Raw genomic sequence first — 23,859 nt, forward strand, 5'->3', positions numbered from 1 at the left:
CAGATGAAAGTGACCTTGCAACCATCCGGCGCCGTACTCGAAATACGGTCCGGCGAACGTATCCTCGATGCCGCCAGGCGGCTGGGCTTCGAGTGCCCGCAGAGCTGCCGCAACGGCAATTGCCATATCTGTGCGTCCCTTCTGGTGGAGGGGCGCGTGCGCCAGGGTGGCGAGGTGCGCGATCACGGCGAGCTGCTGGCCTGCCTGGCCGAGCCGCTGGAGGATTGCGTGCTGCACTGGGACGGCGTGCTGGCCCCCGGCGAGCTGCCGGTGCGCGAGCTGAGTTGCCAGCTGGCCGGCTACGAGGAGGTCGGCGGCGACGTGGTGCGCCTGTCGCTGCGCCTGCCGGCGGGCCGCCTGCCGCGCTACCACGCCGGCCAATACCTGCTGATGCAGCGCGAGAACGGCGAGTGGTCGGCGTTCTCGCTGGCGTCGGCGCCGGGCAGCGGCCGTGAGCTGGAGCTGCACGTGCTGGCGCGGGACGAGTCGGCCAGCGCGCTGCTGGCCTTCATCCGCCGGCAGGGCTTCGCCCGCGTGCAGCTGCCGTTCGGCGATACCCACCTGGCCGAGCTGCCCGACGGGCCGCTGGTGCTGGTCGCTGCCGGTACCGGCATGGCGCAGATGCACAGCCTGATCGAGTACTGCCGCGCCGCTGGCTTTGCCCATCCGGTGCACCTGTACTGGGGCGTGCGCCGGCCCGAGGACTTCTACCGCCTGCAGCACTGGGACGACTGGCAGCGCATGCCGAACCTGCACCTGCACCAGGTGGTCAGCGATGTCTGCGGCTGGAGCGGTCGCTGCGGGCTGTTGCACGAGGCGATCCGCGAGGATTTCGCCGACCTCAAGCCGCTGCACGTCTACGCCAGCGGCTCGCCGGCGATGGTCTACGGCACCCTGGATGCGCTGGTCGAGGCCGGCATGAACCCGCACCAGATGCGCGCCGACGTCTTCGCCTACGCGCCACGCGAGGACTGATATCCACTAAAAAGCAGAACGCCGGGCGAGCCCGGCGTTTTCTCTTCAGCGGACCTGCCGCTGTTGCAGCAGCAGGTTCTTGTAGCCGCTGGCGGCCAGCGTCTTCTGTGCGGCGTTGAGCTGCTCGCGCGTGGTGTAGGGCCCGACCAGCACGCGGAACCAGGGTTCGTCGCGCACGCTGACCCGCTCCACCCGCACGTCCTGGCCGAGCAGGATGATCTGCGCGCGCACCTTGTCGGCCTCGGCCTGCTTGCGGAACGAACCGGCCTGCAGGAAGAACTGGGTGACCGGCGCCTTGGCCACGGTCGGCGGTGGCGGCGGCACCTGCCCGCTGAGGGCCGCCAGTGCGCGCTCCTCGTCGATCTTCGCCGCCTGCTCGGGCGTCACCGGCTTGGCCGGCGCCTCCGGCTGCTTGACCTCGGGCGGCACGATGACCTCCGACTCAGGCAGCAGCGTATAGAAGTCGTACTTCGGCTTGGCCGGCTGCTCGCTTGGCTGCGGTTTCGGCTTGACCGGTTGCCGGGCCTGCGCGGGCTCCTTGTTGCGCTTGACCTCCTCGCCGCCCGGTTCGAGGGTGGCAAGGAAGGCCAGGAAACCGCCGATGGCCAGGCCGCAGACCAGCCAGACCCAGCCGGGTACGCTCTTCTTCGCCGGGGCCTGGTAGCGACTGGCGCCGCGCTTGGGTGGCGCTTTCTTGCGTGCTGCCACTTACATCCGCTCCAGAGGTTCCAGGCCCAGCAGCTCCAGGCCCTGGCGCAGGGTGCGGCCGGTCAGGGCGGCCAGGCGCAGGCGGCTGTCGCGCACGGCCGGGTCGTCGGCGGCCAGCACCGGGCAGTTCTCGTAGAAGCTGGAGAACAGCCCGGCCAGGTCGTACAGGTAGCTGCACAGCAGGTGCGGCTCGCCCTTGTCGCCGACGCCATTGAGCACTTCGCCGAACTGCGCCAGCTTCGCGGCAAGCGCCTGCTCCTGCTCGGCGTGCAGGCGGATCTGCCCGCCGATCTCGTCCATGCCCTTGCCGAGCTTGCGGAACAGGCTGGCCACGCGGGTGTAGGCGTAGAGCAGGTAGGGCGCGGTGTTGCCCTCGAAGCTCAGCATCAGCTCGAAGTTGAAGCGGTAGTCGCTGGTACGGTGCTTGGACAGGTCGGCATATTTCACCGCGCCGACGCCCACCGCGCGGGCGATCTGGCGCAGCTCGGCCTCGTCGAGCTCGGGGTTCTTCTCGCTGACCAGCGCATAGGCGCGCTGCTCGGCTTCGTCGAGCAGGTCGATCAGCTTCACCGTGCCGCCGTCGCGGGTCTTGAACGGGCGGCCATCGGCGCCGTTCATGGTGCCGAAGCCCATGTGCTCGAGCTGCATGTCGTCGCGCACGAAGCCGGCGCGGCGGGCCACGGCGAAGGCCATCTGGAAATGCAGTGCCTGGCGCTGGTCGACGAAGTACAGCACGCGGTCGGCCTGCAGCACCGTGCTGCGGTAGCGCATGGCGGCCAGGTCGGTGGTGGCGTAGAGATAGCCGCCGCCGGCCTTCTGCACGATCACCGGCAGCGGCTTGTCCTCGGCATTCTTGAACTCGTCGAGGAATACGCACTGCGCGCCTTCGTCTTCGGTCAGCAGGCCCTTCTCGCGCAGCGCTTCGATGATGCCCGGCAGCTCGGCGTTGTAGGCGCTTTCGCCGCGCACGTCGGCCGGGCTCAGCCTGACGTTGAGGCGGTCGTAGATTTCCTGGCAGTGCGACAGCGAGATCTCGTTGAAGCGCGTCCACAGGCGCAGGCACTCGGCGTCGCCGGCCTGCAGCCGGACCACCAGTTCACGGGCGCGCTCGGCGAAGGCGGCGCTCTCGTCGAAGCGCTGCTTGGCGGCGCGATAGAACTGCTCGAGGTCGGCCAGTTCGCTCTCGGCGCCGGCCGGCTTCTCTTCCAGGTAGGCCAGCAGCATGCCGAACTGGGTGCCCCAGTCGCCGACGTGGTTCTGCCGGATCACCTGGTCGCCGAGGAACTCCAGCACCCGGCCGACGGCGTCGCCGATGATGGTCGAGCGCAGGTGGCCGACGTGCATCTCCTTGGCCAGGTTGGGCGAGGACAGGTCGATCACCACGCGCTGCACCGCGCCGGCCTTGCGCACCGCCAGCCGTGCATCGGCGAGCGCCGCGTCGAGCCGTGCGGCCAGGGCGTCGCTGTTCTGGAAGAAGTTGAGAAAGCCCGGGCCGGCGATCTCCACCTTGCTCACCGAGGCGTCGGCCGGCAGCGCGTCGATGAGCTTCTGTGCCAGGTCGCGCGGCTTCATCCCGGCCGGCTTGGCCAGCATCATCGCGATGTTGCTGGCGAAGTCGCCGTGGCTCTTGTCGCGGGTGTTTTCCACCTGGATCGCCGGGTTCAGGCCGGCGGGCAGCACGCCTTCGTCGGTGAGGCGGGCGAGGGCTTGCTGGATCAGGTGGCGGATGCTGTCTTTCATGGGCGGCTCTGTCGGCGTACGTGCGCGAAAACCCGGCATTATAGAAGCAGCCGCGGGCTTCAAGCCACCAGCGCCAGCCCCGGCAGGTGCCCCGCCGCCCGCACCCGGTCGGCCTTGCGGCTGCCGTCAGAACAGGTCGATCGGATCGACGTCCAGCGACCAGCGCACCGCGCGGCCGGCCGGCAGGGCCTCCAGGCGCGGCAGCAGGGCGCCCATCAGGCGATGCAGGGGCGGGCGGGCGCTGCCCTGCAGCAACAGTTGCGCGCGATAGCGTCCGGCGCGGCGCTCCATCGGCGCGGGGATCGGGCCGAGCAGTTCGATGCCCTCGAGCCGCAGTTCGTCCAGCAGCTGTTCGGCCTCGCTGCAGGCCTGGTCGAGAAAGCCCTCGGCCTGGCCGGGTTTGTGCGCCTCGGCGCGCAGCAGGGCGAGATGGCTGAAGGGCGGCAGGCCGGCGGCGCGGCGTTCGCTCAGCGCCTGCTCGGCGAAGGCGAAGTAGCCCTGCTCGGTAAGCTGCACCAGCAGCGGGTGGTCGGCCAGGTGGGTCTGGATGATCACCTTGCCCGGTTCCTCGGCACGCCCGGCGCGCCCGGCGACCTGCACGATGAGCTGGGCCATGCGCTCGCTGGCGCGGAAGTCGGCCGAGAACAGCCCGCCATCGGCGTCGAGGATCACCACCAGGGTGACGCGGGGGAAATGGTGGCCCTTGGCGAGCATCTGCGTGCCGACCAGCAGGCAGGGCTCGCCGCGGTTGATCGTCGCGTAGAGCTGCTCCATGGCACCCTTGCGCGCGGTGCTGTCGCGATCGATGCGCAGCACCGGGTACTGCGGAAACAGGATGCCCAGGCGCTCCTCGGCGCGCTCGGTGCCGGCGCCCACCGGGCGCAGGTCGACATGCGCGCAGCTCGGACAGGCGGCTGGCGGGCGCTGCACATGGCCGCAGTGGTGGCAGCGCAGTTCGTTGTGGCGCTGGTGCAGCGTCATGCGCGCGTCGCAGCGCGGGCACTGGCTGATCCAGCCGCAGTCGTGGCACAGCAGGGTCGGGGCGAAGCCGCGGCGGTTGAGGAACACCAGCACCTGCTGGCCGGCGGCGAGGGTCTGGCCGATGGCCTGTTCCAGCGGCGGCGAGAGGCCGGCTTCCAGCGGCCGGCTCTTCACGTCCAGGCGCAGGAAGCGCGGCGGCTTCGCTCCGCCGGCGCGTTCGCTCAGGCGCAGCAGGGCGTAGCGGCCGCTGTGGGCGTTGTGCAGGCTTTCCAGCGAGGGCGTCGCCGAGCCGAGCAGGATCGGGATGTTCTCCTGGCGCGCACGTACCAGCGCCAGGTCGCGGGCGTGGTAGCGCAGGCCCTCCTGCTGCTTGTAGGAGGCGTCGTGCTCCTCGTCGATGATGATCAGCCCCGGGCGCTTCATCGGCGTGAACAGCGCCGAGCGCGTACCGATGATGATGTCCGCCTCGCCATCGCGCGCCGCCAGCCAGGCATCCAGGCGCTCGCGGTCGTTGACGTTCGAATGCAGCAGGGCGATGCGTGCGTTGAAGCGCTGCTCGAAGCGCGCCAGCGTTTGCGGGCCGAGGTTGATCTCCGGGATCAGCACCAGTGTTTGCCGGCCGGCCTCGAGCATGCGATGGATCAGCTGCAGGTAGACCTCGGTCTTGCCGCTGCCGGTCACTCCCGCCAGCAGGAAGGCCTGGAACCCGCCGAAGCCGGCCTGTACCGCGGTGAAGGCGGCGCGTTGCTGCGCGTTGAGCGGCAGCTCCGGTTGCAGCAGCCAGCCGCCGCGGTGGGCGCGTGGCGGCTGGCTGCGGCGGGTTTCCAGGCGCACCAGGCCCTTGTCCTGCAGCAGCGCGAGGCTGTCCCGGTTGATCTGCAGCTTGCCGAGCAGGCTGTGGGCGACGCCGTGCGGGTGCTGCGCGATGATCTTCAGCGCGTCGCGCTGGCGCGGCGCACGGGCCAGTCGCGGATCGTCGGCGGCGGCCTGCTCGCCGAGCATCCAGAAGCGCTCCAGCCGCGCCTCGGCCGGCTCGCCCTGGCGCAGCAGCACCGGCAGGGCCCAGCTGAAGGTGTCGCCGAGGCTGTGCTGGTAATACTGCGCAGTCCACAGACAGAGGCGGAACATAGCCGGCGGTAGCGGGGACGCCTGGTCGAGCAGCTCCAGCGCCGGGCGCAGCTTGTCGGCCGGCACCTCGCTGTGCTCGACCAGCTCGACCAGGATGCCGATCACCTCGCGCCGGCCGAACGGCACGCGCAGGCGGCTGCCGGGCTGCAGGCGGGCTGTGCGAATGCCGGCCGGTGGCAGGTAGTCGAACAGCCGCCGCAGTGGCGAAGGCAGGGCGAGGCGAAGGATGGTCTGGGGCACGGCGCGTTCCTGTGGGCTGGGCGCGATGGTAGCCGATCACCGGCGCCCAGGCAGCCGTCGCCGGCGACCACCTGTGCTTGCAACGCCAGGGTGCTCTGGTATCATGCGCGCCCTAATTCGTGCGGTGCTCGGCATAGGGTCGGGTGGCGGCACACAATCCCAGAGGATTCATCATGAAAGCCGATATCCATCCGAAGTACGTCGAGGTCAAGGCGACCTGCAGCTGTGGCAACGTCATCCAGACCCGTTCCACCCTGGGCAAGGACCTGAGCATCGACGTGTGCTCCGAGTGCCACCCGTTCTACACCGGCAAGCAGAAGGTGCTGGACACCGGCGGCCGTATCGATCGCTTCAAGCAGCGCTTCGGTGTGTTCGGCTCCAAGTAAGCCGAGACGACGGAAATCCCATGGGATTTTCCAGAGGCATGAGAAAGGCGTCCCTTGTGGGCGCCTTTTTCGTTTCTGCGCTGCTGGCGCTGCCGGCGCAGGCGTTGTGCCCGGCGCCGGTGCAGCTGGTCGAGCAGCGCGTCGCCCAGGTCATCGACGGCGACACCCTGCGCCTGGCCGATGGCCGCAGCGTGCGCATGATCGGCCTGAACACCCCCGAGCGTGGCCGCGAGGGCCGCGCCGCCGAACCGTTCGCGGAGAAGGCCACGCGGCACCTGCGCCAGCTGGTCGAGGCCAGCGACTGGCATGTGCGCCTGTGGCCGGGGCGCGAGGCGCATGATCGCTACGGCCGGCTGCTCGCCCACGTCTACGACCGTCGCGGCAGTAACCTCGAGGCCGAGCAGCTGGCGGCCGGGCTGGGCTATTTCGTCGCGGTGCATCCCAATACTTCGCTGGTGGAGTGCCAGCGCGCCGCCGAGCAGCAGGCGCGCCAGGCGCAGCTGGGGCTGTGGCGCCAGGCGCCGGTTGTACGGCCGCAGGCGCTCAGGCAGGGCGGCTTCGCAATCGTCCGCGCACGGGTCGAGCGCCTCGAGCGCAATCGTGGCGGCATCTGGCTGGAGCTGGACGGGCCGCTGGTGCTGCAGGTGCCGGCCAGGCAGGTCGAGGCCTTCGATGTCGCAGCCTTGCAGCGCCTGGTGGGGCGCGAGGTCGAGGCGCGCGGCTGGGTCGTCGACCGCGGCCGGCGCAAGGGGGCGAGCCAGGCACGCTGGCTGCTGCGCCTGAGCCATCCGGCGATGCTCGAACGGCCCTGAGGCGGCGAGATCCGCGCGTCCTTTTGGCGGCTATGCCCTGAAAGTCTTAATTGGCGAGGCTTGACAGCCCCGTACCGGTCTCGCTTGAGGCGCCGCTCGGTCTTGGCGTATGCTCCGACGGCTGTCTGTCCCAATAAAATAAGCGGAAATGCCACATGACTGACCTGAAAACCGCCGCTCTTGACTACCATTCCCAGCCGCGTCCGGGAAAGCTGAGCGTTGAGCTGACCAAGCCTACAGCTACCGCTCGCGACCTGTCGCTGGCCTACAGTCCAGGCGTTGCCGCACCCGTCCGTGAAATCGCTCGCGATGCCGAGTTGGCCTACCGCTACACCGGCAAGGGCAACCTGGTTGCGGTGATCTCCGATGGCACCGCGATTCTGGGGCTGGGCAACCTGGGCCCGCTGGCCTCCAAGCCGGTGATGGAAGGCAAGGGCGTTCTGTTCAAGCGCTTCGCCGGCGTGGACGTGTTCGACATCGAGGTCGATGCCGAGAGCCCGCAGGCCTTCATTGACACCGTCAAGCGCATCTCCATCACCTTCGGCGGCATCAACCTGGAAGACATCAAGGCGCCGGAGTGCTTCGAGATCGAGCGCGCGCTGATCGAACAGTGCGATATCCCGGTATTCCATGACGACCAGCACGGCACCGCCATTGTCACCGCGGCGGGCATGCTCAACGCGCTGGAAATCGCCGGCAAGACCCTCGAGCAGGCGAAGATCGTCTGCCTGGGTGCCGGCGCCGCCGCCACCTCCTGCATGAAGCTGCTGATCAGCATGGGTGCCAAGGTCGAGAACATCTACATGATCGACCGCAAGGGCGTGATCCATGCCGGTCGCGACGACCTGAACCAGTACAAGGCGATGTTCGCCCACGAGACCGACAAGCGCACTCTCGACGACGCGCTCGACGGTGCCGATGTGTTCGTCGGCCTTTCCGGTGCCAACCTGCTGAGCCCCGAGGGCCTCAAGCGCATGGCGGCGAACCCGATCGTCTTTGCCTGCTCCAACCCGGACCCGGAAATCAGCCCCGAGCTGGCGCATGCCACCCGTTCCGACGTGATCATGGCCACCGGCCGTTCGGACTACCCGAACCAGGTCAACAACGTGCTGGGCTTCCCCTTCATCTTCCGTGGCGCGCTGGACGTACGGGCCAAGCGCATCAACGAGGAAATGAAGATCGCGGCTGCGCTGGCGCTGCGTGACCTGGCCAAGCTGCCGGTTCCGGAAGAGGTGTGCGTGGCCTATGGCGGGCAGAGCCTGGAATTCGGTCGCGAGTACATCATTCCCAAGCCGATGGATCCGCGCCTGATCACCCTGGTGTCCGATGCGGTGGCCAAGGCGGCGATCGAAAGCGGCGTGGCGACCCTGCCGTATCCGTCGAACTACCCGCTGAAGTCGGTGGACGACGTCTTCGTCTGATCTTGCCGATCTGCGAAACGCCCCGCTTGCGGGGCGTTTTCGTTTCTGCCGGTCGGTGAGGGCGCGCGGCCCTCGGCGACTCAGAACAGGTCGAGCGGCGCGGCCTCGTTCGCCGGAAGTGGGCTGCCGGGGACCTGCATGTCCGGGCCGAGCTCGTTCATCGGTGGCGGCGAATCCTCGTTCTTGAACAGCTCGAAGTAGGCATCCGGCGTGCCCGGCGATGCGGCGCGGCCGCTGACCGGGTCGACCCGCAGGGTGAGGATGCCTTCCGGCTCGGGCGGCAGGTGCTCGGGCTGGTCCTTGAGCACGACGCCCATGTATTTCATCCAGATCGGCAGGGCCACGGTGCCGCCGTACTCGTTGCGGCCTAGGCTTTGCGGCTGGTCGAAGCCGCTCCAGACGGTGGTGACCAGGTCGGCGTTGTAGCCGGAGAACCAGCTGTCGACCGAATCGTTGGTGGTTCCGGTCTTGCCTGCCAGGTCGCTGCGGCCGAGGGCCTTCGCCCGGCGACCGGTGCCGCGCTGGATCACGTCCTGCAGCATGCTGGTCATGATGTAGGCGGTGCGCTCGTCGATGATGCGCTCGGCGCTGCGCGGAGCTTCGTTGTCCGCGGTGCTGGAGTCGGCGTCCTGGGCGAAGGTGGTGGCGACGTCCTCGGTCGCGGTGCCTTGCGCAGCGCCAGCCGGCGGCACGCGCGGCGGGTTGGCGGTGAACAGTACTTCGCCCTGGCGGTCTTCGATACGCTCGATCAGGTAGGGCTCGATCAGGTGGCCGCCATTGGCAAAGGCAGTCCAGCCGGTGGCGATCTCCATGGGCGTCAGCGTCGCGGTGCCCAGCGCCAGTGACAGGTTGCGCGGCAGGTCCTCGCGCTTGAAGCCGAAGCGGGCAATGTAGTCGAGCGTGTAGTCGATGCCCATGGCCTGCAGCAGACGGATGGAAACCAGGTTGCGCGACTTGTACAGCGCCTCGCGCATGCGGATCGGGCCGAGGAAGGTGTTGTTGTCGTTCTTCGGCCGCCAGACCCGGTCCATACCTTGTTCTGCGAAGACGATCGGCGAGTCGTTGACCAGGGTTGCCGCGGTGTAGCCGGCATCCAGGGCCGCGCTGTAGATGAAGGGCTTGAAGCTGGAGCCCGGCTGGCGCTTGGCCTGGATCGCGCGGTTGTACTTGCTCTGGCCGAACGAGAAACCGCCGGTGAGCGCCTCGATCGAACCATCCTGCGGGTCGAGCGATACCAGCGCGGCCTGGGCCTGGGGGATCTGGCTGAACAGCGGCTGCTCGTCCTGCCAGCGAACCCGGATCACATCGCCACGCTTGACCACGTCGGCGGGTTTCGCCGGGCGCGGGCCGAGACTGTTGGTGGCCAGGTGCGGGCGGGCCCACTTCATGCTCTGCCAGTCAACGGAGTGCTCGCTGCCATCGCGGGTAAGGATGCGGATCGAATCGTCGGCGACCTGCATGACGACCGCCGCCTGCATGCCCGAGAGCGTCCTGCGGTTGGCGAGTTCGTCGAGCCACCGGGCCTGGTCGGCATCCGCGAGTCGGGCCTCCGGACCGCGATAGCCATGCCGTTGGTCGTATTCCACCAGGCCGTCGATCAGTGCGCTGTTGGCGGCTACCTGGCGATCGCTGCGCACGGTGGTGTAGACCCGGAAGCCGTCGGTGTAGGCGGCGCTGCCGTGGCGGCCGACCATCTCCGCGCGCGCCATCTCGGCCACGTAGGGCGCCTCGAGTTCGGGCGAGGCGCCGTGGTAGCGGGCGGTTTCCGGTTCGGCCACGGCCTGCTCGAAGCGCTGCTGGTCGATGTAGCCGAGCTTGTGCATGCGGCCGAGGATCCAGTCGCGCCGCTCCTTGCTGCGCGCAGGGTTGACCAGCGGATTGAACGCCGAGGGCGCCTTCGGCAGACCGGCTATCATCGCCAGCTGCGCCAGGCTCAAGTCCTTGATCGATTGGCCGTAATAGACCTGGGAGGCGGCTTCGATGCCGTAGGCGCGATGGCCCAGGTAGATCTTGTTCACGTACAGCTCGAGGATCTCGTTCTTGCTCAGCTCGCGCTCGATCTGCAGCGCCAGCAGGATCTCGCTGATCTTGCGCGAGAAGCTCCGTTCGCTGGTCAGGAAGTAGTTCTTTGCGACCTGCATGGTGATGGTGCTGCCGCCGGTCTGGATGTGCCCGGTCTTCAATAATTGCGCGGCAGCGCGCATCAGGCCGGTGACGTCGACGCCATAATGATTTGCGAAATTGTCGTCCTCGGCCGCCAGCAGCGCTCGAACGAAGTCCTCGGGGATGTCCTCGAAGCGGATCGGCGAGCGGCGCATCTCGCCGAATTCGGCGATCAGCTTGTCATCGGCGCTGTACACGCGCAGGGGGATCTGCAGCTGGACGTTGCGCAGCGACTCGACCGAGGGAAGGTTGGGGCTAAGGTAGAGAAAGGCCCCGCTGACGCTGAGCAGCATGGCGCAGAGCAGGGCGAGGCAGGACCACGAGAGAAACTTCAGAAGACGCATCGGGGACGAGAAATCCGGAAATCAGTAGGGGCAGCAGCAGACGATGCTGAAAGAGAAAAACGGGTCACAGTATATGCGTTTTTTTTGCCGCCTAGCCATTTGCGGTTCTGTCAAGCCTGTAATCTAATGCGCCAGAACATAATTAATCCGTAAGTCGCGGATATCGATAGGAAATCGGTTGTGCTAGGGCTCTTCACTAAGAAAGCGAATACGCTACTTGGGATCGACATTAGTTCGACCTCGGTCAAGCTCCTGGAATTAAGCCGCTCAGGTAATCGCTACCGGGTCGAGGCCTACGCCGTAGAGCCTTTGCCGCCGAATGCGGTGGTGGAAAAGAACATTGCCGAGCTGGACGGCGTCGGCCAGGCGCTGCAGCGCGTAGTGGCCAGGGCCAAGACCGGTGGCAAGCATGCGGCGGTCGCGGTGTCGGGTTCGGCGGTCATCACCAAGACCATCGAGATGGATGCCGGGCTCAGCGACGACGAGCTGGAGAACCAGCTCAAGATCGAGGCCGACCAGTACATCCCCTATCCCTTGGAAGAAGTCGCGATCGATTTCGAGGTGCAGGGCCCGTCGGCACGGGCGCCGGGGCGCGTCGACGTGCTGCTGGCCGCCTGCCGCAAGGAGAACGTGGAGATCCGCGAAGCCGCGTTGGCGCTGGCCGGGCTGACCGCCAAGGTGGTCGATGTCGAGGCCTATGCGCTGGAGCGCTCCTACGACCTGCTCGCACCCATGCTTGGCCATGGGCAGCGCGACCTGACCGTGGCGATCGTCGACATCGGTGCCACCATGACGACTCTCAGCGTGTTGCACAACGGGCGCACCATCTATACCCGCGAGCAACTGTTTGGCGGCCGCCAGCTCACCGAGGAGATCCAGCGGCGCTATGGGCTTTCGGTCGAGGAGGCTGGCCTGGCGAAGAAGCAGGGCGGCCTGCCGGACGACTACCTGTCCGAGGTGCTGCAGCCGTTCAAGGAAGCGGTGGTGCAGCAGGTGTCGCGCTCCCTGCAGTTCTTCTTCGCGGCCGGCCAGTACCACGATGTCGACTACATCCTGCTCGCCGGCGGTACCGCGTCCATTCCCGATCTCGATCGCCTGATCCAGCAGAAGGTCGGTACCCAGACGCTGGTGGCCAATCCCTTCGCCGACATGTCCCTGAGCAGCAGGGTCAATGCCGGGGCGCTGGCCAGCGACGCGCCGGCCCTGATGATTGCCTGCGGCCTGGCCCTGAGGAGTTTCGACTGATGGCACGGATCAACCTTCTCCCCTGGCGCGAACAGCTGCGCGAGGAACGCAAGCAGCGCTTCCTCGCCAGCCTGGCCGGCGTCGTCCTGGTTGCAGCCGGCCTGGTCATGCTGGGCGACCGCCTGCTGCAGGGCGCCATCGAGAACCAGAACGCGCGCAACGAGTTCGTTCGCCAGGAAATCGCCGTGCTGGATGCGCGGATCAAGGAAATCAAGGAGCTCAAGGAGCGCCGCCAGCAGCTGCTCGAGCGGATGAAGATCATCCAGGACCTGCAGGGCAACCGCCCGATCATCGCGCGGGTGTTCGACCAGCTGGTGCGCACCCTGCCTGAAGGCGTGCACTTCACCGGGCTGAAGATGACGGGCAAGAACATCGCCATCGCCGGTGCCGCCGAGTCGAACAACCGGGTCTCCAACCTGATGCGCAACCTCGACGGCTCCGAGTGGCTGGATGCGCCGAATCTCATCGAGGTCAAGGCGGTCACCGCCGGCGCGGTCGACCAGGAAAACGTCTTTCAGCTGACGGTGCAGCAGACGCAGCCTGCAGCCTCTACGGAAGGAGCCAAGCCATGAGTCTGGCTGACACCATGGAAAGCCTGAAGAAGGTCGACCTGTCCGAACTGGACATGAACAACCTCGGGTCCTGGCCGGCGCCGGTCAAGGTCATCGCCGCGATCCTGCTGCTGCTGGCATTGCTGGCGGCGGGCTACTACTTCCATCTGAGCGATCTCAAGCTCGAGCTGGAACGCCAGCAGGCCCAGGAGGAAACCCTCAAGCAGCAGTTCTCGACCAAGGCCTTCCAGGCCGCCAACCTCGAGGCCTACAAGGCGCAGATGGTGGAGATGGAAACCTCCTTCGGCGTGCTGCTGCGTCAGCTGCCGAGCGACACCGAGGTGCCCGGGCTGCTCGAGGACATCACCCGTACCGGCCTGGGTAGCGGCCTGGAATTCGAGGAAATCAAGCTGCAGCCGGAAGTTGTGCAGCAGTTCTATATCGAACTTCCGATTCAGATTTCCGTGGTGGGCGGCTATCACGACCTGGCAACTTTCGTCAGCGGTGTCGCCAGTTTGCCGCGTATCGTCACCCTGCACGATTTCGATATCAGTCCGGTAAAGGACGCGACCTCTTCCAAGTTGCGCATGAATATCCTCGCCAAGACTTATCGTTATAACGAGAAGGGGCTGCAGAAATGAAAAAGGCCCACTTCCTGGCATGCGGGCTCGCCCTGCTGACCCTTTCCGGTTGCGGCGGCAGCAACGATTTCGCCGACCTGCAACGCTACATGGACGAGGTCCGCTCGCGACCGAAGGGCAGCATCGAGCCGTTGCCGCCGTTCGTTCCCTACGAGGCCTTCACCTACAGTGCGTCGGCGCTACGGCATCCGTTCCAGCCGCCGGTCAAGGTCGACCTGGCCCAGCGGCAGAAGGGCAACAAGGACATCAAACCGGACGAATCGCGGGTCCGCCAGTTCCTCGAGGGCTTCAATATCGAGAACTTCGTCATGGTCGGCACGCTCAGCAACCGCGACGGTCGCTATGCGCTGGTGCTCGGCGGTGGCGGCGTGCACCGTGTGAAGATCGGCGACTACCTGGGGCGCAACCATGGGCGCATCGTCGACATCAGCGAGGCCAGCGTGGATGTGCTGGAGATCGTGCCGGACGGTGACGGCGGCTGGCTGGAGCGCCCGCGTAGCCTGAATCTCAAAGAGCGCACCTGACAAAGGCGCCGACAATGGAAAACCTCGATAGGTCTGCACAACGGAAGCATTTTATGACTAGCACCTTCTCTCGCGTAGGCGTCGCCATGCTGGCGTTGCTCGCCGCGCCCGCGCTGTTGGCGGCCAACCTGAACAAGCTCGACGTTGCATCGCTGCCGGGTGACCGTGTCGAGCTGAAGCTGGCGTTCGACGAGCCGGTGAGCAAGCCGCGCGGCTATACCCTCGAGCAGCCGGCGCGGATCGCCCTCGACCTGCCGGGCGTTTCCAACAAGCTCGGCGTGAAGAACCGCGAACTGGGGCTGGGCAATGCGCGCAGCGTCACGGTCGTCGAGGCCCAGGGGCGTACCCGGCTGATCGTCAACCTGACCTCGCTGGTGCCCTATGCCACCCGCGTCGAGGGCAACCAGCTGTTCGTCGTGCTCGGCGAGAGCGATACCGCCGCCGCGCCGGCCGCTGCACCGGCAACCGCGGTTGCGGTAGCCAAGCCGGCCCCGAGTGCGCCGAAGATCGTCGGCAAGGCGATCAGCAATATCGATTTCCGTCGGGGCGAGGACGGCGCCGGCAACGTGGTGATCACGCTGTCCGACGCCTCGGTGGGCTCGACCATCGAGGAGCAGGGCGGCAAGATCAAGGTGCTGTTCGACAAGGCGCAGCTGCCCGAGTCGCTGCGGGTGCGCCTGGATGTCCAGGACTTCGCCACGCCGGTGCGCTTCGTCGATGCCACCAGCCAGTCGGCTGGCGCCGCCATCGCCATCGAGCCGAGCGGGCGCTACGACTACCTGGCCTACCAGACCGACAACCAGCTGACCATCAGCGTCAAGCCGCTGAGTGAGGACGAGGCCGATAAGCGCAAGTCCGAGCGTTTCGCCTATACTGGCGAGAAGCTTTCGCTGAATTTCCAGGATATCGACGTGCGCTCGGTGCTGCAGCTGATCGCCGACTTCACCGACCTCAACCTGGTGGCCAGCGATACCGTGCAGGGCAACATCACCCTGCGCCTGCAGAACGTGCCGTGGGACCAGGCGCTCGACCTGGTGCTCAAGACCAAGGGCCTGGACAAGCGCCAGGTGGGCAACGTCCTGCTGGTCGCGCCGGCCGACGAGATCGCCGCCCGCGAGCGCCAGGAACTCGAGTCGCAGCGGCAGATCGCCGAGCTGGCGCCGCTACGTCGCGAACTCATTCAGGTCAACTATGCCAAGGCGGCGGATATCGCCCGGCTGTTCCAGTCGGTGACCGAGAGCGGCAATGGCGGTGCCGAGGAGCGCGGTTCGATCGCCGTCGATGACCGCACCAACAACATCATCGCCTACCAGACGCAGGAGCGTCTGGACGAGCTGCGCCGAATCGTCATGCAACTGGACATCCCGGTTCGCCAGGTGATGATCGAGGCGCGCATCGTCGAAGCGAACGTCGACTACGACAAGAGCCTGGGCGTGCGCTGGGGCGGCACCCAGATCTTCGCCAACGGCCGTGGCGCGGTATATGGCAATGATGACCTGGGTGATGAGGGCGGTGACTCGGGCGAGGATGCCAATGGCAACTTCCCGTTCGTCGACCTCGGCGTGGCGGACCGTACCGCCGGCATCGGCATCGGCTACATCACCAACAACCTGATTCTCGACCTCGAGCTGTCGGCGATGGAGAAGTCCGGCAACGGCGAGATCGTATCGCAGCCGAAGGTGGTCACCTCCGACAAGGAAACCGCGAAGATCCTCAAGGGCGCGGAAATCCCCTACCAGGAAGCCAGCTCCAGCGGCGCCACCAGCACCTCGTTCAAGGAGGCGGCGCTGTCGCTGGAAGTGACCCCGCAGATCACGCCGGACAATCGCATCATCATGGAAGTGAAGGTCACCAAGGATGCGCCCGACTTCCAGAATGCGCTCAACGGCGTGCCGCCGATCAGCAAGAACGAGGTCAACGCCAAGGTGCTGGTCAACGACGGCGAGACCATCGTCATCGGCGGCGTGTTCTCCAACACCCAGAGCAAGACCGTGGACAAGGTGCCGTTGCTGGGTGACCTGCCTTACCTCGGCCGGTTGTTCCGCCGCGATTCGGTCACCAACGAAAAATCGGAACTGCTGATCTTCCTGACTCCGCGTATCATGAGCAATCAAGCGATAGCTGTGAGCCATTGATGCGGTGATCAATACCATTCTTGTAGGCCCGATGGGTGCTGGCAAAAGCACCATCGGGCGTCTTCTTGCCAAGGAGCTGCACCTTCCCTTCAAGGACTCCGACAAGGAAATCGAGCAGAGAACCGGCGCCAGCATCCCGCTGATCTTCGATGTCGAGGGCGAGCAGGGTTTTCGCGATCGGGAGCAGGCTGCCATCGCGGATCTGTGCCGTCTCGAGGGCGTGGTGCTGGCCACCGGGGGGGGCGCCGTTCTGCGCGAGGAGAACCGCCGGGCGCTGCGTAGCGGTGGTCGGGTGGTCTATCTGTGCACTTCGGTGGAACAGCAGCTCGAGCGTACCGCTCGCGATCGTAACCGGCCGCTGCTGCAGGCGGCCGATCCGCGGCGCATCCTCTGCGAGCTCATGGCCGTGCGCGACCCGCTCTATCGTGCAGTGGCCGATATCATCATCGAGACCGACAACCGCCCGCCGCGTGCTGTGGTGAACGAGATCCTGCGCCTGCTCGACGGCCTGCCGGCCCGTGATGGGCAGGGTGAAACTGCGTTATCCTAGCGCCCTTTCTGTCACGGGGGCGTCATGCAGACTCTCAAGGTCGATCTAGGCGAGCGTAGCTATCCCATCTTCATCGGCGACCATCTGCTGGCACGGCAGGACCTCTTCGCTGGCCTCATCCGTGGCCGCCAGGTCGCGATCGTCACCAACGAAACCGTCGCGCCACTGTACCTTTCGCAGTTGCAGGGTGCGCTCGAGGGCTACGCGGTGACGTCCATCGTGCTACCCGATGGCGAGGCCTTCAAGAACTGGCAGACGCTGCAGACCATCTTCGACGGGTTGCTCGAATCCCGTCACGATCGCCGCACGACGCTCATCGCGCTCGGCGGCGGCGTCATCGGCGACATGGCGGGCTTCGCCGCAGCCTGCTACCAGCGTGGCGTGGACTTCATCCAGGTACCGACCACCCTGCTGTCCCAGGTCGATTCCTCGGTAGGGGGCAAGACCGGCATCAATCACCCGCTCGGCAAGAACATGATCGGCGCCTTCTACCAGCCGCGGGGCGTGATCATCGACACTGCCACCCTGGCGACCCTGCCGGCGCGTGAGCTGTCTGCCGGCCTTGCCGAGGTCATCAAGTACGGTCTCATCTGCGATGCGCCCTTCCTCGATTGGCTGGAGCAACGCATCGGCGACCTGCGGGCGCTGGACAGCGTGGCGCTGACCGAGGCCATCCATCGCTCCTGTGCAGCGAAGGCGCGGGTCGTCGGGGCCGACGAGACGGAGCAGGGCATTCGCGCAATCCTCAATCTCGGCCATACCTTCGGGCATGCGATCGAGACCCATCAGGGCTACGGCGCCTGGTTGCACGGCGAGGCCGTGGCTGCCGGGACCGTGATGGCGCTGGAAATGTCCCGGCGCCTGGGCTGGATCGAGACGGCCGAGCGTGATCGGGCGATCCGTCTGCTTGCGGCTGCAGGGCTGCCGGTGGTCCCGCCGCAGGACATGACTGCTGCGGACTTTCTCAGGCACATGGCGGTCGACAAGAAGGTCGAGAACGGGCAGTTGCGCCTGGTGCTGCTCAAGGAGCTGGGGCAGGCACTGGTGACCGCCGACTTCCCGCGCGAGGTGCTGGACGAGACCCTGACTGCCGACTACCAGGCAATCGTGAAAGAGCTGGGAGCATGAATCGATGACCGATCTGGCAGCTGACGACGCCTTCCTCGACCACTACGGCTTCGCCCACGATCCCTTCGCCGCGCGCGTGCCCGGCTTCAAGTTCTTTCCTGCCCAGCGCAAGCCGGTGCTGGGGCAGCTGCATCACCTGGCCCGCTACAGCCAGCTGGTGCTGGTGGTCACCGGGCCGCAGGGCAGTGGCAAGACGCTGTTGCGCCAGGCGCTGGTGGCCAGCAGCAACAAGCAGTCGGTGCAGAGCATCGTGATCACGCCGCAGGGCTCGCTGGATGCCAGCGCGCTGCTGCAGCAGATCGGCCAGGCGCTGGGCGTGACGCCGGCCGACTACGACTCGGTCATGGCGCAGATCATTCAGCTGGCGCTGACCGGCCAGGAAGTCTACCTGCTGGTCGATGACGCCGAGCGCCTGACCGGCGCGGCCATCGAAACGCTGATGCGCCTGGCCGAAGGCGCCGAGGCGCGGCCGCATGTCTTCCTCTTCGGCCTCGACAGCCTGGTGCCGCGCCTCGAGGCGCTGAGCGACGGGAGTGCCCAGGAGGCCTATCACGTCATTGCGCTGCAGCCCTACGAGCCCGAGGAGACCCAGGAGTACCTCGCCGCGCGCCTCGAAGGCGCCGGCGGTGATCCGGACTGCTTCAGCGCCGAGCAGGTCACCCGTATTCACGAGGCTTCCGGTGGTTGGCCGGGGATCATCAACGAGGTGGCGCGCGACGAGCTGATCGAGGGCATGCAGGTGGCGGCGAGCGCAGGCCGGCGCGGGCGCGGCTGGGCGCTGCCCTTGCCGAAGAAGCATGCGCTGGCCGTTCTCGCCGTGCTGCTGCTGGTGGTCGCTGCGCTGGTCCTGCGTGGCGGTGGCGAGCCCGATCCGACCGACCTGGCCGGGCAGGCGGGCGAGTCGTCGTCCGCCCCGGCTGGTGTAGCTGGGCCTGGCGCAGCCATCGAGTTCAATGGTGCAGAAAAACCGCTGCCGCTCCCGCTCGGTAGCGACGCCCAGCCGGTGATCCGCGAGCCGCTGGCGGCTGCCGCCGGCGAGCAGGAAGAAGGCCTGGGCGAGCCTGTGGAGGCCGAACCCACGCCGCCGGTTGTGGATCCGGTCGCGCCGCCGCCAGCATCCCCGGCCCCGGCCCCGGCCCCGGCCCCGGCCCCGGCCCCGGCCCCGCGCGCCATCGAGCCGCCGGCGCCGAAGGTCGAGGCACCACGGCCGGCGGCCGCGGCACCGGCCTGGAGCGATACGGCCTCTTCGCTCGGCTGGTACGGCCAGCAGCCGGCGACCAACTACCTGGTGCAGATCGTCGGTACGCGCAACGAGCAGAATGCCAAGACGATGGTCCAGCAGTACGGCAGCAGCTATCGCTACTTCACCAAGCTGCACGAGGGCAAGCCGTTGTATGTCGTGACCTACGGCAACTTCGCCTCGCGTACCCAGGCGGTTGCTGCGCTGAAGCAGCTGCCCCAGAAACTGCAGGCAGGCAAGCCCTGGGTCCGCTCGCTGGGCAGCGTGCAGAACGAGATCCGCGCTGCGCGTTAACAAAATGCCCCAAAAAAGTGCGCATATGCACCTTTTTGGGGCTTGCAAATTTTTGTTTGTGTCGCTCCACCGGCCTTTGTAAACTGCTCCCCCTTTTGCCCGCGTGAATGATGGGGCTCTTCAGCGCTCCGTCAGTAAGGGGTTGATTTACAACGTATTAGCTGGTGGAGCGCCTATGAGAGCAGGTCTGTTTCGTCCTGAGGAATTCAAGGATAACTGCGGCTTCGGTCTGATTGCCCATATGCAGGGCGAGGCAAGCCATCACCTGCTGAAGACCGCCATCGAGTCCTTGACCTGCATGACCCACCGCGGCGGGATCAACGCCGACGGCAAGACCGGCGACGGTTGCGGTCTGCTGATGCAGAAGCCCGACGCCTTCCTGCGCGCGGTCGCTCAAGAGCGTTTCAACACCGAGCTGCCGGAGCAGTATGCCGTCGGCATGGTCTTCCTCAGCCAGGACGCCGCCAAGGCGGAGGCTGCGCGCAGCCGGCTGAACGAGGAGGTGATCGCCCAGGGCCTGACGCTGGTGGGCTGGCGCGAGGTGCCGATCGATCCCAGCGTGCTGGGCCGCCTGGCCCTCGAGCGCCTGCCGCGCATCGAGCAGGTGTTCGTCGCGGCGCCCGGACTGTCGGAGCGCGAGTTCGCCATCAAGCTGTTCTTCGCCCGTCGCCGAGCCGAGGTCGCCCTGGCCGCGGACCGCGAGTTCTACATCTGCAGCCTGTCGGACAAGGACATCATCTACAAGGGCCTGATGATGCCGGCCGACCTCGCCAGCTTCTATCCGGACCTGGGCGACAAGCGTCTGGCGACCGCCATCTGTGTGTTCCATCAGCGCTTCTCCACCAACACCATGCCGCAGTGGCCGCTGGCCCAGCCGTTCCGCTACCTGGCGCACAACGGCGAGATCAACACCATCACCGGCAACCGCAACTGGGCCCAGGCGCGTCGCCTGAAGTTCGCCAACGAGCAACTGCCCGATCTCGAAAGCCTGGCACCGCTGGTCAACCGCACCGGTTCGGACTCCTCGAGCATGGACAACATGCTCGAACTCTTGGTCACCGGCGGCATGGATCTGTTCCGTGGCCTGCGCATGATCATTCCGCCGGCCTGGCAGAACGTCGAGACCATGGACGCGGACCTGCGCGCCTTCTATGAATACAACTCCATGCACATGGAGCCCTGGGACGGCCCGGCCGGCGTCGTGCTGACCGACGGCCGCTACGCGGTGTGCCTGCTGGACCGCAACGGCCTGCGCCCGGCGCGCTGGGTCACCACCAGGAACGGCTACATCACCCTGGCCTCGGAAGTCGGCGTGTGGGACTACCAGCCCGAGGACGTCCTCGCCAAGGGCCGCGTCGGCCCGGGCCAGATCCTCGCCGTCGACACCCAGACCGGCGAGGTGCTGCACACCGCCGACATCGACAACCGCCTGAAGTCGCGCAACCCCTACAAGAAGTGGCTGCGCGAGAACGCGCTGCGCATCCAGTCGACCCTCGACGACAACGACCACGGCTCGGCCTTCTACGACGCCGACCAGCTCAAGCAGTACATGAAGATGTTCCAGGTCACCTTCGAGGAGCGTGACCAGGTGCTGCGTCCGCTGGCCGAGCAGGGCCAGGAAGCGGTCGGCTCGATGGGTGACGACACGCCGATGGCGGTCCTGTCGCGCCGCGTGCGCTCGCCCTACGATTATTTCCGCCAGCAGTTCGCCCAGGTCACCAACCCGCCGATCGACCCGCTGCGCGAAGCCATCGTCATGTCCCTGGAGACCTGCCTGGGCGCCGAGCGCAACGTCTTCGAGGAAACCGCCGATCACGCCAACCGCGCGATCCTGACCACCCCGGTGATCTCGCCGGCGAAGTGGCGCAGCATCATGGAACTGGACCGTCCCGGCTTCGAGCGCCAGCTGATCGACCTCAACTACGAGGAGAGCCTCGGCCTCGAGGCGGCGGTGCGCAACATCGCCGACCAGGCCGAGGAAGCGGTGCGCGCCGGCAAGGTGCTGCTGGTGCTCAGCGACCGCCACATCATGCCCGGCAAGCTGCCGGTGCACGCCTCGCTCGCCGTCGGCGCGGTACATCACCGTCTGGTGGAGACCGGTCTGCGCTGCGACTGCAACATCCTGGTGGAGACCGCCTCGGCGCGCGATCCGCATCACTTCGCCGTGCTCATCGGCTTCGGCGCGACCGCGGTCTACCCGTTCCTTGCCTACGAGGTGCTCGGTGACCTGATCCGCACCGGCGAGGTGCTGGGCGATCTCTACGAGGTGTTCAAGCATTACCGCAAGGGCATCTCCAAGGGGCTGCTGAAGATCATCTCGAAGATGGGCATCTCGACCATCGCTTCCTACCGCGGCGCGCAGCTGTTCGAGGCCGTGGGCCTGGCCGACGAGGTCGTCGACCTGAGCTTCCGCGGCGTGGCCAGCCGGATCAAGGGCGCGCGCTTCGTCGACCTCGAGGCCGAGCAGCAGGCGCTGGCCGCCGAGGCGTGGAACAACCGCAAGCCGATCCAGCAGGGTGGCCTGCTCAAGTTCGTCTACGGCGGCGAGTACCATGCCTACAACCCGGACGTGGTCGGCGCGCTGCAGGCCGCGGTGCAGAGCGGTGATTACTCGCGCTTCAAGGAATACACCGCGCTGGTCGACCAGCGCCCGGTGTCGATGCTGCGCGACCTGCTCAAGGTCCGCGAAACCGAGCAGCCGCTCGCGCTGGAAGAGATCGAGCCGCTGGAATCGATCCTCAAGCGCTTCGACTCGGCGGGCATCTCCCTCGGCGCCCTGTCGCCGGAAGCCCACGAGGCCATCGCCGAGGCGATGAACCGCATCGGTGCGCGCTCCAACTCCGGTGAGGGTGGCGAAGACCCGGCGCGCTACGGCACCGCACGCAGCTCGAAGATCAAGCAGGTGGCCACCGGCCGCTTCGGCGTGACTCCCGAGTACCTGGTCAACGCCGAGGTGCTGCAGATCAAGGTGGCCCAGGGCGCCAAGCCCGGCGAGGGTGGCCAGCTGCCTGGCGGCAAGGTCAACGGCCTGATCGCGCGCCTGCGCTATGCGGTGCCGGGCGTGACCCTGATCTCGCCGCCGCCGCACCATGACATCTACTCCATCGAAGACCTGGCGCAGCTGATCTTCGACCTCAAGCAGGTCAACCCGCAGGCGCTGGTCTCGGTCAAGCTGGTCGCCGAGCCGGGCGTCGGCACCATCGCCGCCGGCGTTGCCAAGGCTTATGCCGACCTGATCACCATCTCCGGCTATGACGGCGGCACCGGCGCCTCGCCGCTGACCTCGATCCGCTATGCCGGCTCGCCGTGGGAGCTCGGCCTGGCCGAGACCCACCAGACGCTGCGCGGCAACGACCTGCGCGGCAAGGTGCGGGTGCAGACCGACGGTGGCCTGAAGACCGGCCTCGACGTGATCAAGGCCGCCATCCTCGGCGCGGAGAGCTTCGGCTTCGGGACCGCGCCGATGATCGCGCTGGGCTGCAAGTACCTGCGCATCTGCCACCTGAACAACTGCGCCACCGGCGTGGCCACGCAGAACGAGCAACTGCGCAAGGAACACTTCATCGGCACCGTCGACATGGTGGTCAACTTCTTCACCTTCGTCGCCGAGGAAACCCGCGAGTGGCTGGCGCGCCTGGGCGTGCGCAGCCTCGGCGAGCTGATCGGGCGGACCGACCTGCTCGAAGTGCTGCCGGGCGAGACCGCCAAGCAGCAGGCGCTCGACCTGTCGCCGCTGCTCGGTGGCAGCGAGCTGGTCGACAAGCCGCAGTTCTGCGAAGTCGACCGCAACCCGCCGTTCGACCAGGGCCTGCTGGCCGAGGAAATGGTCCGGTTGGCGCAGTCGGCCATCCAGGACAAGAGCGGCGGCCAGTTCGAGCTGACCATCTGCAACTGCGACCGCTCCATCGGCGCCCGGGTGTCCGGCGAGATCGCCCGCCTGCACGGCAACCAGGGCATGAAGGATGCGCCGGTCACCTTCCGCTTCAAGGGCACGGCTGGCCAGAGCTTCGGCGTGTGGAACGCCGGTGGCCTGAACCTGTACCTGGAAGGCGACGCCAACGACTACGTGGGCAAGGGCATGACCGGCGGCAAGCTGGTGGTTACCCCGCCGAGCGGCGCCAGCTACGCGTCGCAGGAGTCGGCCATCATCGGCAACACCTGCCTGTACGGCGCCACCGGCGGCAAGCTGTTCGCCGCCGGCACGGCCGGCGAGCGCTTCGCCGTGCGTAACTCCGGTGCCCATGCGGTGGTCGAAGGCACCGGTGACCATTGCTGCGAGTACATGACCGGCGGCTTCGTCTGCGTGCTGGGCAAGACCGGCTCCAACTTCGGTTCGGGCATGACCGGTGGCTTCGCCTACGTGCTGGACATGGACAACAGTTTCATCGATCGGGTGAACAACGAGTTGGTCAACCTGCATCGCATCACCGGCGAGACGATGGAGGCGCATCGCAGCCATCTGCAAGCGGTCCTGCGCGAGTACGTCGACGAGACGGGCAGCGCATGGGGTGCACAGGTTCTGGAGAATCTCGACGACTACCTGCGTCGCTTCTGGCTGGTCAAGCCCAAGGCGGCCAACCTGGCGTCGCTGCTCTCCAGCACCCGGGCCAACCCGCAATAACAATGCAGCTTCAAGCCGCCTGCCTCAAGCCC

Annotated in this window: 17 protein-coding genes; 13 read left to right on the forward strand and 4 right to left on the reverse strand. The window is 66.8% G+C overall.

Annotated features, from left to right (window positions below; translation table 11 throughout):
* The first annotated feature begins 3 nt into the window (after window positions 1-3).
* A complete protein-coding gene (locus L3N39_RS05205; protein WP_237256226.1) occupies window positions 4-975 on the forward strand; it encodes a CDP-6-deoxy-delta-3,4-glucoseen reductase in 972 nt (323 codons plus the stop codon).
* Between the two features lie 45 nt (window positions 976-1,020).
* On the opposite strand, the gene L3N39_RS05210 is transcribed toward L3N39_RS05205, so the two are convergent.
* The 3 genes from L3N39_RS05210 to L3N39_RS05220 form a co-directional block, all read right to left on the reverse strand.
* Entirely contained in the window at window positions 1,021-1,683 is a 663-nt protein-coding gene (locus tag L3N39_RS05210; protein WP_237256227.1) for an SPOR domain-containing protein, read from the reverse strand.
* Window positions 1,684-3,423: an arginine--tRNA ligase gene (gene argS, locus L3N39_RS05215; protein ID WP_237256228.1), complete on the reverse strand. Its 1,740-nt coding sequence runs from the start codon at window positions 3,421-3,423 to the stop codon at window positions 1,684-1,686. It lies immediately after the preceding gene.
* A 126-nt stretch (window positions 3,424-3,549) separates the two neighbouring features.
* Window positions 3,550-5,772 carry a primosomal protein N' gene (locus tag L3N39_RS05220; RefSeq protein WP_237256229.1) on the reverse strand — a complete coding sequence of 741 codons (2,223 nt, stop codon included), beginning with the start codon at window positions 5,770-5,772 and terminating at the stop codon, window positions 3,550-3,552.
* A 173-nt stretch (window positions 5,773-5,945) separates the two neighbouring features.
* Here L3N39_RS05220 and rpmE point away from each other — a divergent pair, with 173 nt between their 5' ends.
* The 3 genes from rpmE to L3N39_RS05235 all read left to right on the forward strand — a co-directional run bounded on the left by rpmE (window position 5,946) and on the right by L3N39_RS05235 (window position 8,391).
* The gene (gene rpmE / locus L3N39_RS05225) at window positions 5,946-6,158 is read left to right on the forward strand and encodes a 50S ribosomal protein L31 (protein WP_237256230.1); all 213 of its coding nucleotides are present in this window, start codon (window positions 5,946-5,948) and stop codon (window positions 6,156-6,158) included.
* 20 nt (window positions 6,159-6,178) lie between these two features.
* The gene (locus tag L3N39_RS05230; RefSeq protein WP_237256231.1) at window positions 6,179-6,970 is read left to right on the forward strand and encodes a thermonuclease family protein; all 792 of its coding nucleotides are present in this window, start codon (window positions 6,179-6,181) and stop codon (window positions 6,968-6,970) included.
* 155 nt (window positions 6,971-7,125) lie between these two features.
* Window positions 7,126-8,391, forward strand: coding sequence for a malic enzyme-like NAD(P)-binding protein (locus L3N39_RS05235; RefSeq protein ID WP_237256232.1), 1,266 nt, complete (start codon window positions 7,126-7,128; stop codon window positions 8,389-8,391).
* A gap of 80 nt (window positions 8,392-8,471) precedes the next feature.
* On the opposite strand, the gene L3N39_RS05240 is transcribed toward L3N39_RS05235, so the two are convergent.
* Window positions 8,472-10,898 carry a penicillin-binding protein 1A gene (locus L3N39_RS05240; protein WP_237256233.1) on the reverse strand — a complete coding sequence of 809 codons (2,427 nt, stop codon included), beginning with the start codon at window positions 10,896-10,898 and terminating at the stop codon, window positions 8,472-8,474.
* A gap of 180 nt (window positions 10,899-11,078) precedes the next feature.
* Here L3N39_RS05240 and L3N39_RS05245 point away from each other — a divergent pair, with 180 nt between their 5' ends.
* From L3N39_RS05245 to gltB, 9 genes are all read left to right on the forward strand, one after another.
* On the forward strand, window positions 11,079-12,143 hold the full coding sequence (locus L3N39_RS05245) for a type IV pilus assembly protein PilM (protein WP_237256234.1): 1,065 nt from the start codon (window positions 11,079-11,081) through the stop codon (window positions 12,141-12,143).
* Window positions 12,143-12,715 (forward strand): PilN domain-containing protein, encoded by a 573-nt coding sequence (locus L3N39_RS05250; protein ID WP_237256235.1) that lies wholly within the window; start codon window positions 12,143-12,145, stop codon window positions 12,713-12,715. Before L3N39_RS05245 ends, L3N39_RS05250 begins: the two co-directional genes overlap by 1 nt.
* Window positions 12,712-13,335: a type 4a pilus biogenesis protein PilO gene (gene pilO / locus L3N39_RS05255; protein ID WP_237256236.1), complete on the forward strand. Its 624-nt coding sequence runs from the start codon at window positions 12,712-12,714 to the stop codon at window positions 13,333-13,335. The genes L3N39_RS05250 and pilO overlap by 4 nt, the downstream gene beginning before the upstream one ends.
* Complete coding sequence (gene pilP / locus L3N39_RS05260) at window positions 13,332-13,859, forward strand: type 4a pilus biogenesis lipoprotein PilP (protein ID WP_237256237.1); 528 nt, start codon at window positions 13,332-13,334, stop codon at window positions 13,857-13,859. Before pilO ends, pilP begins: the two co-directional genes overlap by 4 nt.
* A 53-nt stretch (window positions 13,860-13,912) precedes the next feature.
* The gene (gene pilQ / locus L3N39_RS05265) at window positions 13,913-15,994 is read left to right on the forward strand and encodes a type IV pilus secretin PilQ (protein ID WP_237256238.1); all 2,082 of its coding nucleotides are present in this window, start codon (window positions 13,913-13,915) and stop codon (window positions 15,992-15,994) included.
* Window positions 15,995-15,998: 4 nt separating this feature from the next.
* Window positions 15,999-16,544: a shikimate kinase AroK gene (gene aroK / locus L3N39_RS05270; RefSeq protein WP_237256239.1), complete on the forward strand. Its 546-nt coding sequence runs from the start codon at window positions 15,999-16,001 to the stop codon at window positions 16,542-16,544.
* A gap of 24 nt (window positions 16,545-16,568) precedes the next feature.
* On the forward strand, window positions 16,569-17,672 hold the full coding sequence (gene aroB / locus L3N39_RS05275; protein ID WP_237256240.1) for a 3-dehydroquinate synthase: 1,104 nt from the start codon (window positions 16,569-16,571) through the stop codon (window positions 17,670-17,672).
* A 4-nt stretch (window positions 17,673-17,676) separates the two neighbouring features.
* On the forward strand, window positions 17,677-19,206 hold the full coding sequence (locus L3N39_RS05280; protein WP_237256241.1) for an AAA family ATPase: 1,530 nt from the start codon (window positions 17,677-17,679) through the stop codon (window positions 19,204-19,206).
* A gap of 175 nt (window positions 19,207-19,381) precedes the next feature.
* A complete protein-coding gene (gene gltB, locus L3N39_RS05285; RefSeq protein ID WP_237256242.1) occupies window positions 19,382-23,827 on the forward strand; it encodes a glutamate synthase large subunit in 4,446 nt (1,481 codons plus the stop codon).
* Window positions 23,828-23,859: the final 32 nt, after the last annotated feature.

Source organism: Pseudomonas oligotrophica, assembly GCF_021726475.1.
GTDB lineage: Bacteria > Pseudomonadota > Gammaproteobacteria > Pseudomonadales > Pseudomonadaceae > Stutzerimonas > Stutzerimonas oligotrophica.

Coding starts and splice junctions, on each gene's coding strand:
- L3N39_RS05205 (WP_237256226.1), top strand. CDS start 4: ATGAAAGTGACCTTGCAACCATCCGGCGCCGTACTCGAAATACGGTCC.
- argS (WP_237256228.1), bottom strand. CDS start 3,423: ATGAAAGACAGCATCCGCCACCTGATCCAGCAAGCCCTCGCCCGCCTC.
- rpmE (WP_237256230.1), top strand. CDS start 5,946: ATGAAAGCCGATATCCATCCGAAGTACGTCGAGGTCAAGGCGACCTGC.
- L3N39_RS05230 (WP_237256231.1), top strand. CDS start 6,179: ATGGGATTTTCCAGAGGCATGAGAAAGGCGTCCCTTGTGGGCGCCTTT.
- L3N39_RS05235 (WP_237256232.1), top strand. CDS start 7,126: ATGACTGACCTGAAAACCGCCGCTCTTGACTACCATTCCCAGCCGCGT.
- L3N39_RS05240 (WP_237256233.1), bottom strand. CDS start 10,898: ATGCGTCTTCTGAAGTTTCTCTCGTGGTCCTGCCTCGCCCTGCTCTGC.
- L3N39_RS05250 (WP_237256235.1), top strand. CDS start 12,143: ATGGCACGGATCAACCTTCTCCCCTGGCGCGAACAGCTGCGCGAGGAA.
- pilO (WP_237256236.1), top strand. CDS start 12,712: ATGAGTCTGGCTGACACCATGGAAAGCCTGAAGAAGGTCGACCTGTCC.
- pilP (WP_237256237.1), top strand. CDS start 13,332: ATGAAAAAGGCCCACTTCCTGGCATGCGGGCTCGCCCTGCTGACCCTT.
- pilQ (WP_237256238.1), top strand. CDS start 13,913: ATGACTAGCACCTTCTCTCGCGTAGGCGTCGCCATGCTGGCGTTGCTC.
- aroB (WP_237256240.1), top strand. CDS start 16,569: ATGCAGACTCTCAAGGTCGATCTAGGCGAGCGTAGCTATCCCATCTTC.
- L3N39_RS05280 (WP_237256241.1), top strand. CDS start 17,677: ATGACCGATCTGGCAGCTGACGACGCCTTCCTCGACCACTACGGCTTC.
- gltB (WP_237256242.1), top strand. CDS start 19,382: ATGAGAGCAGGTCTGTTTCGTCCTGAGGAATTCAAGGATAACTGCGGC.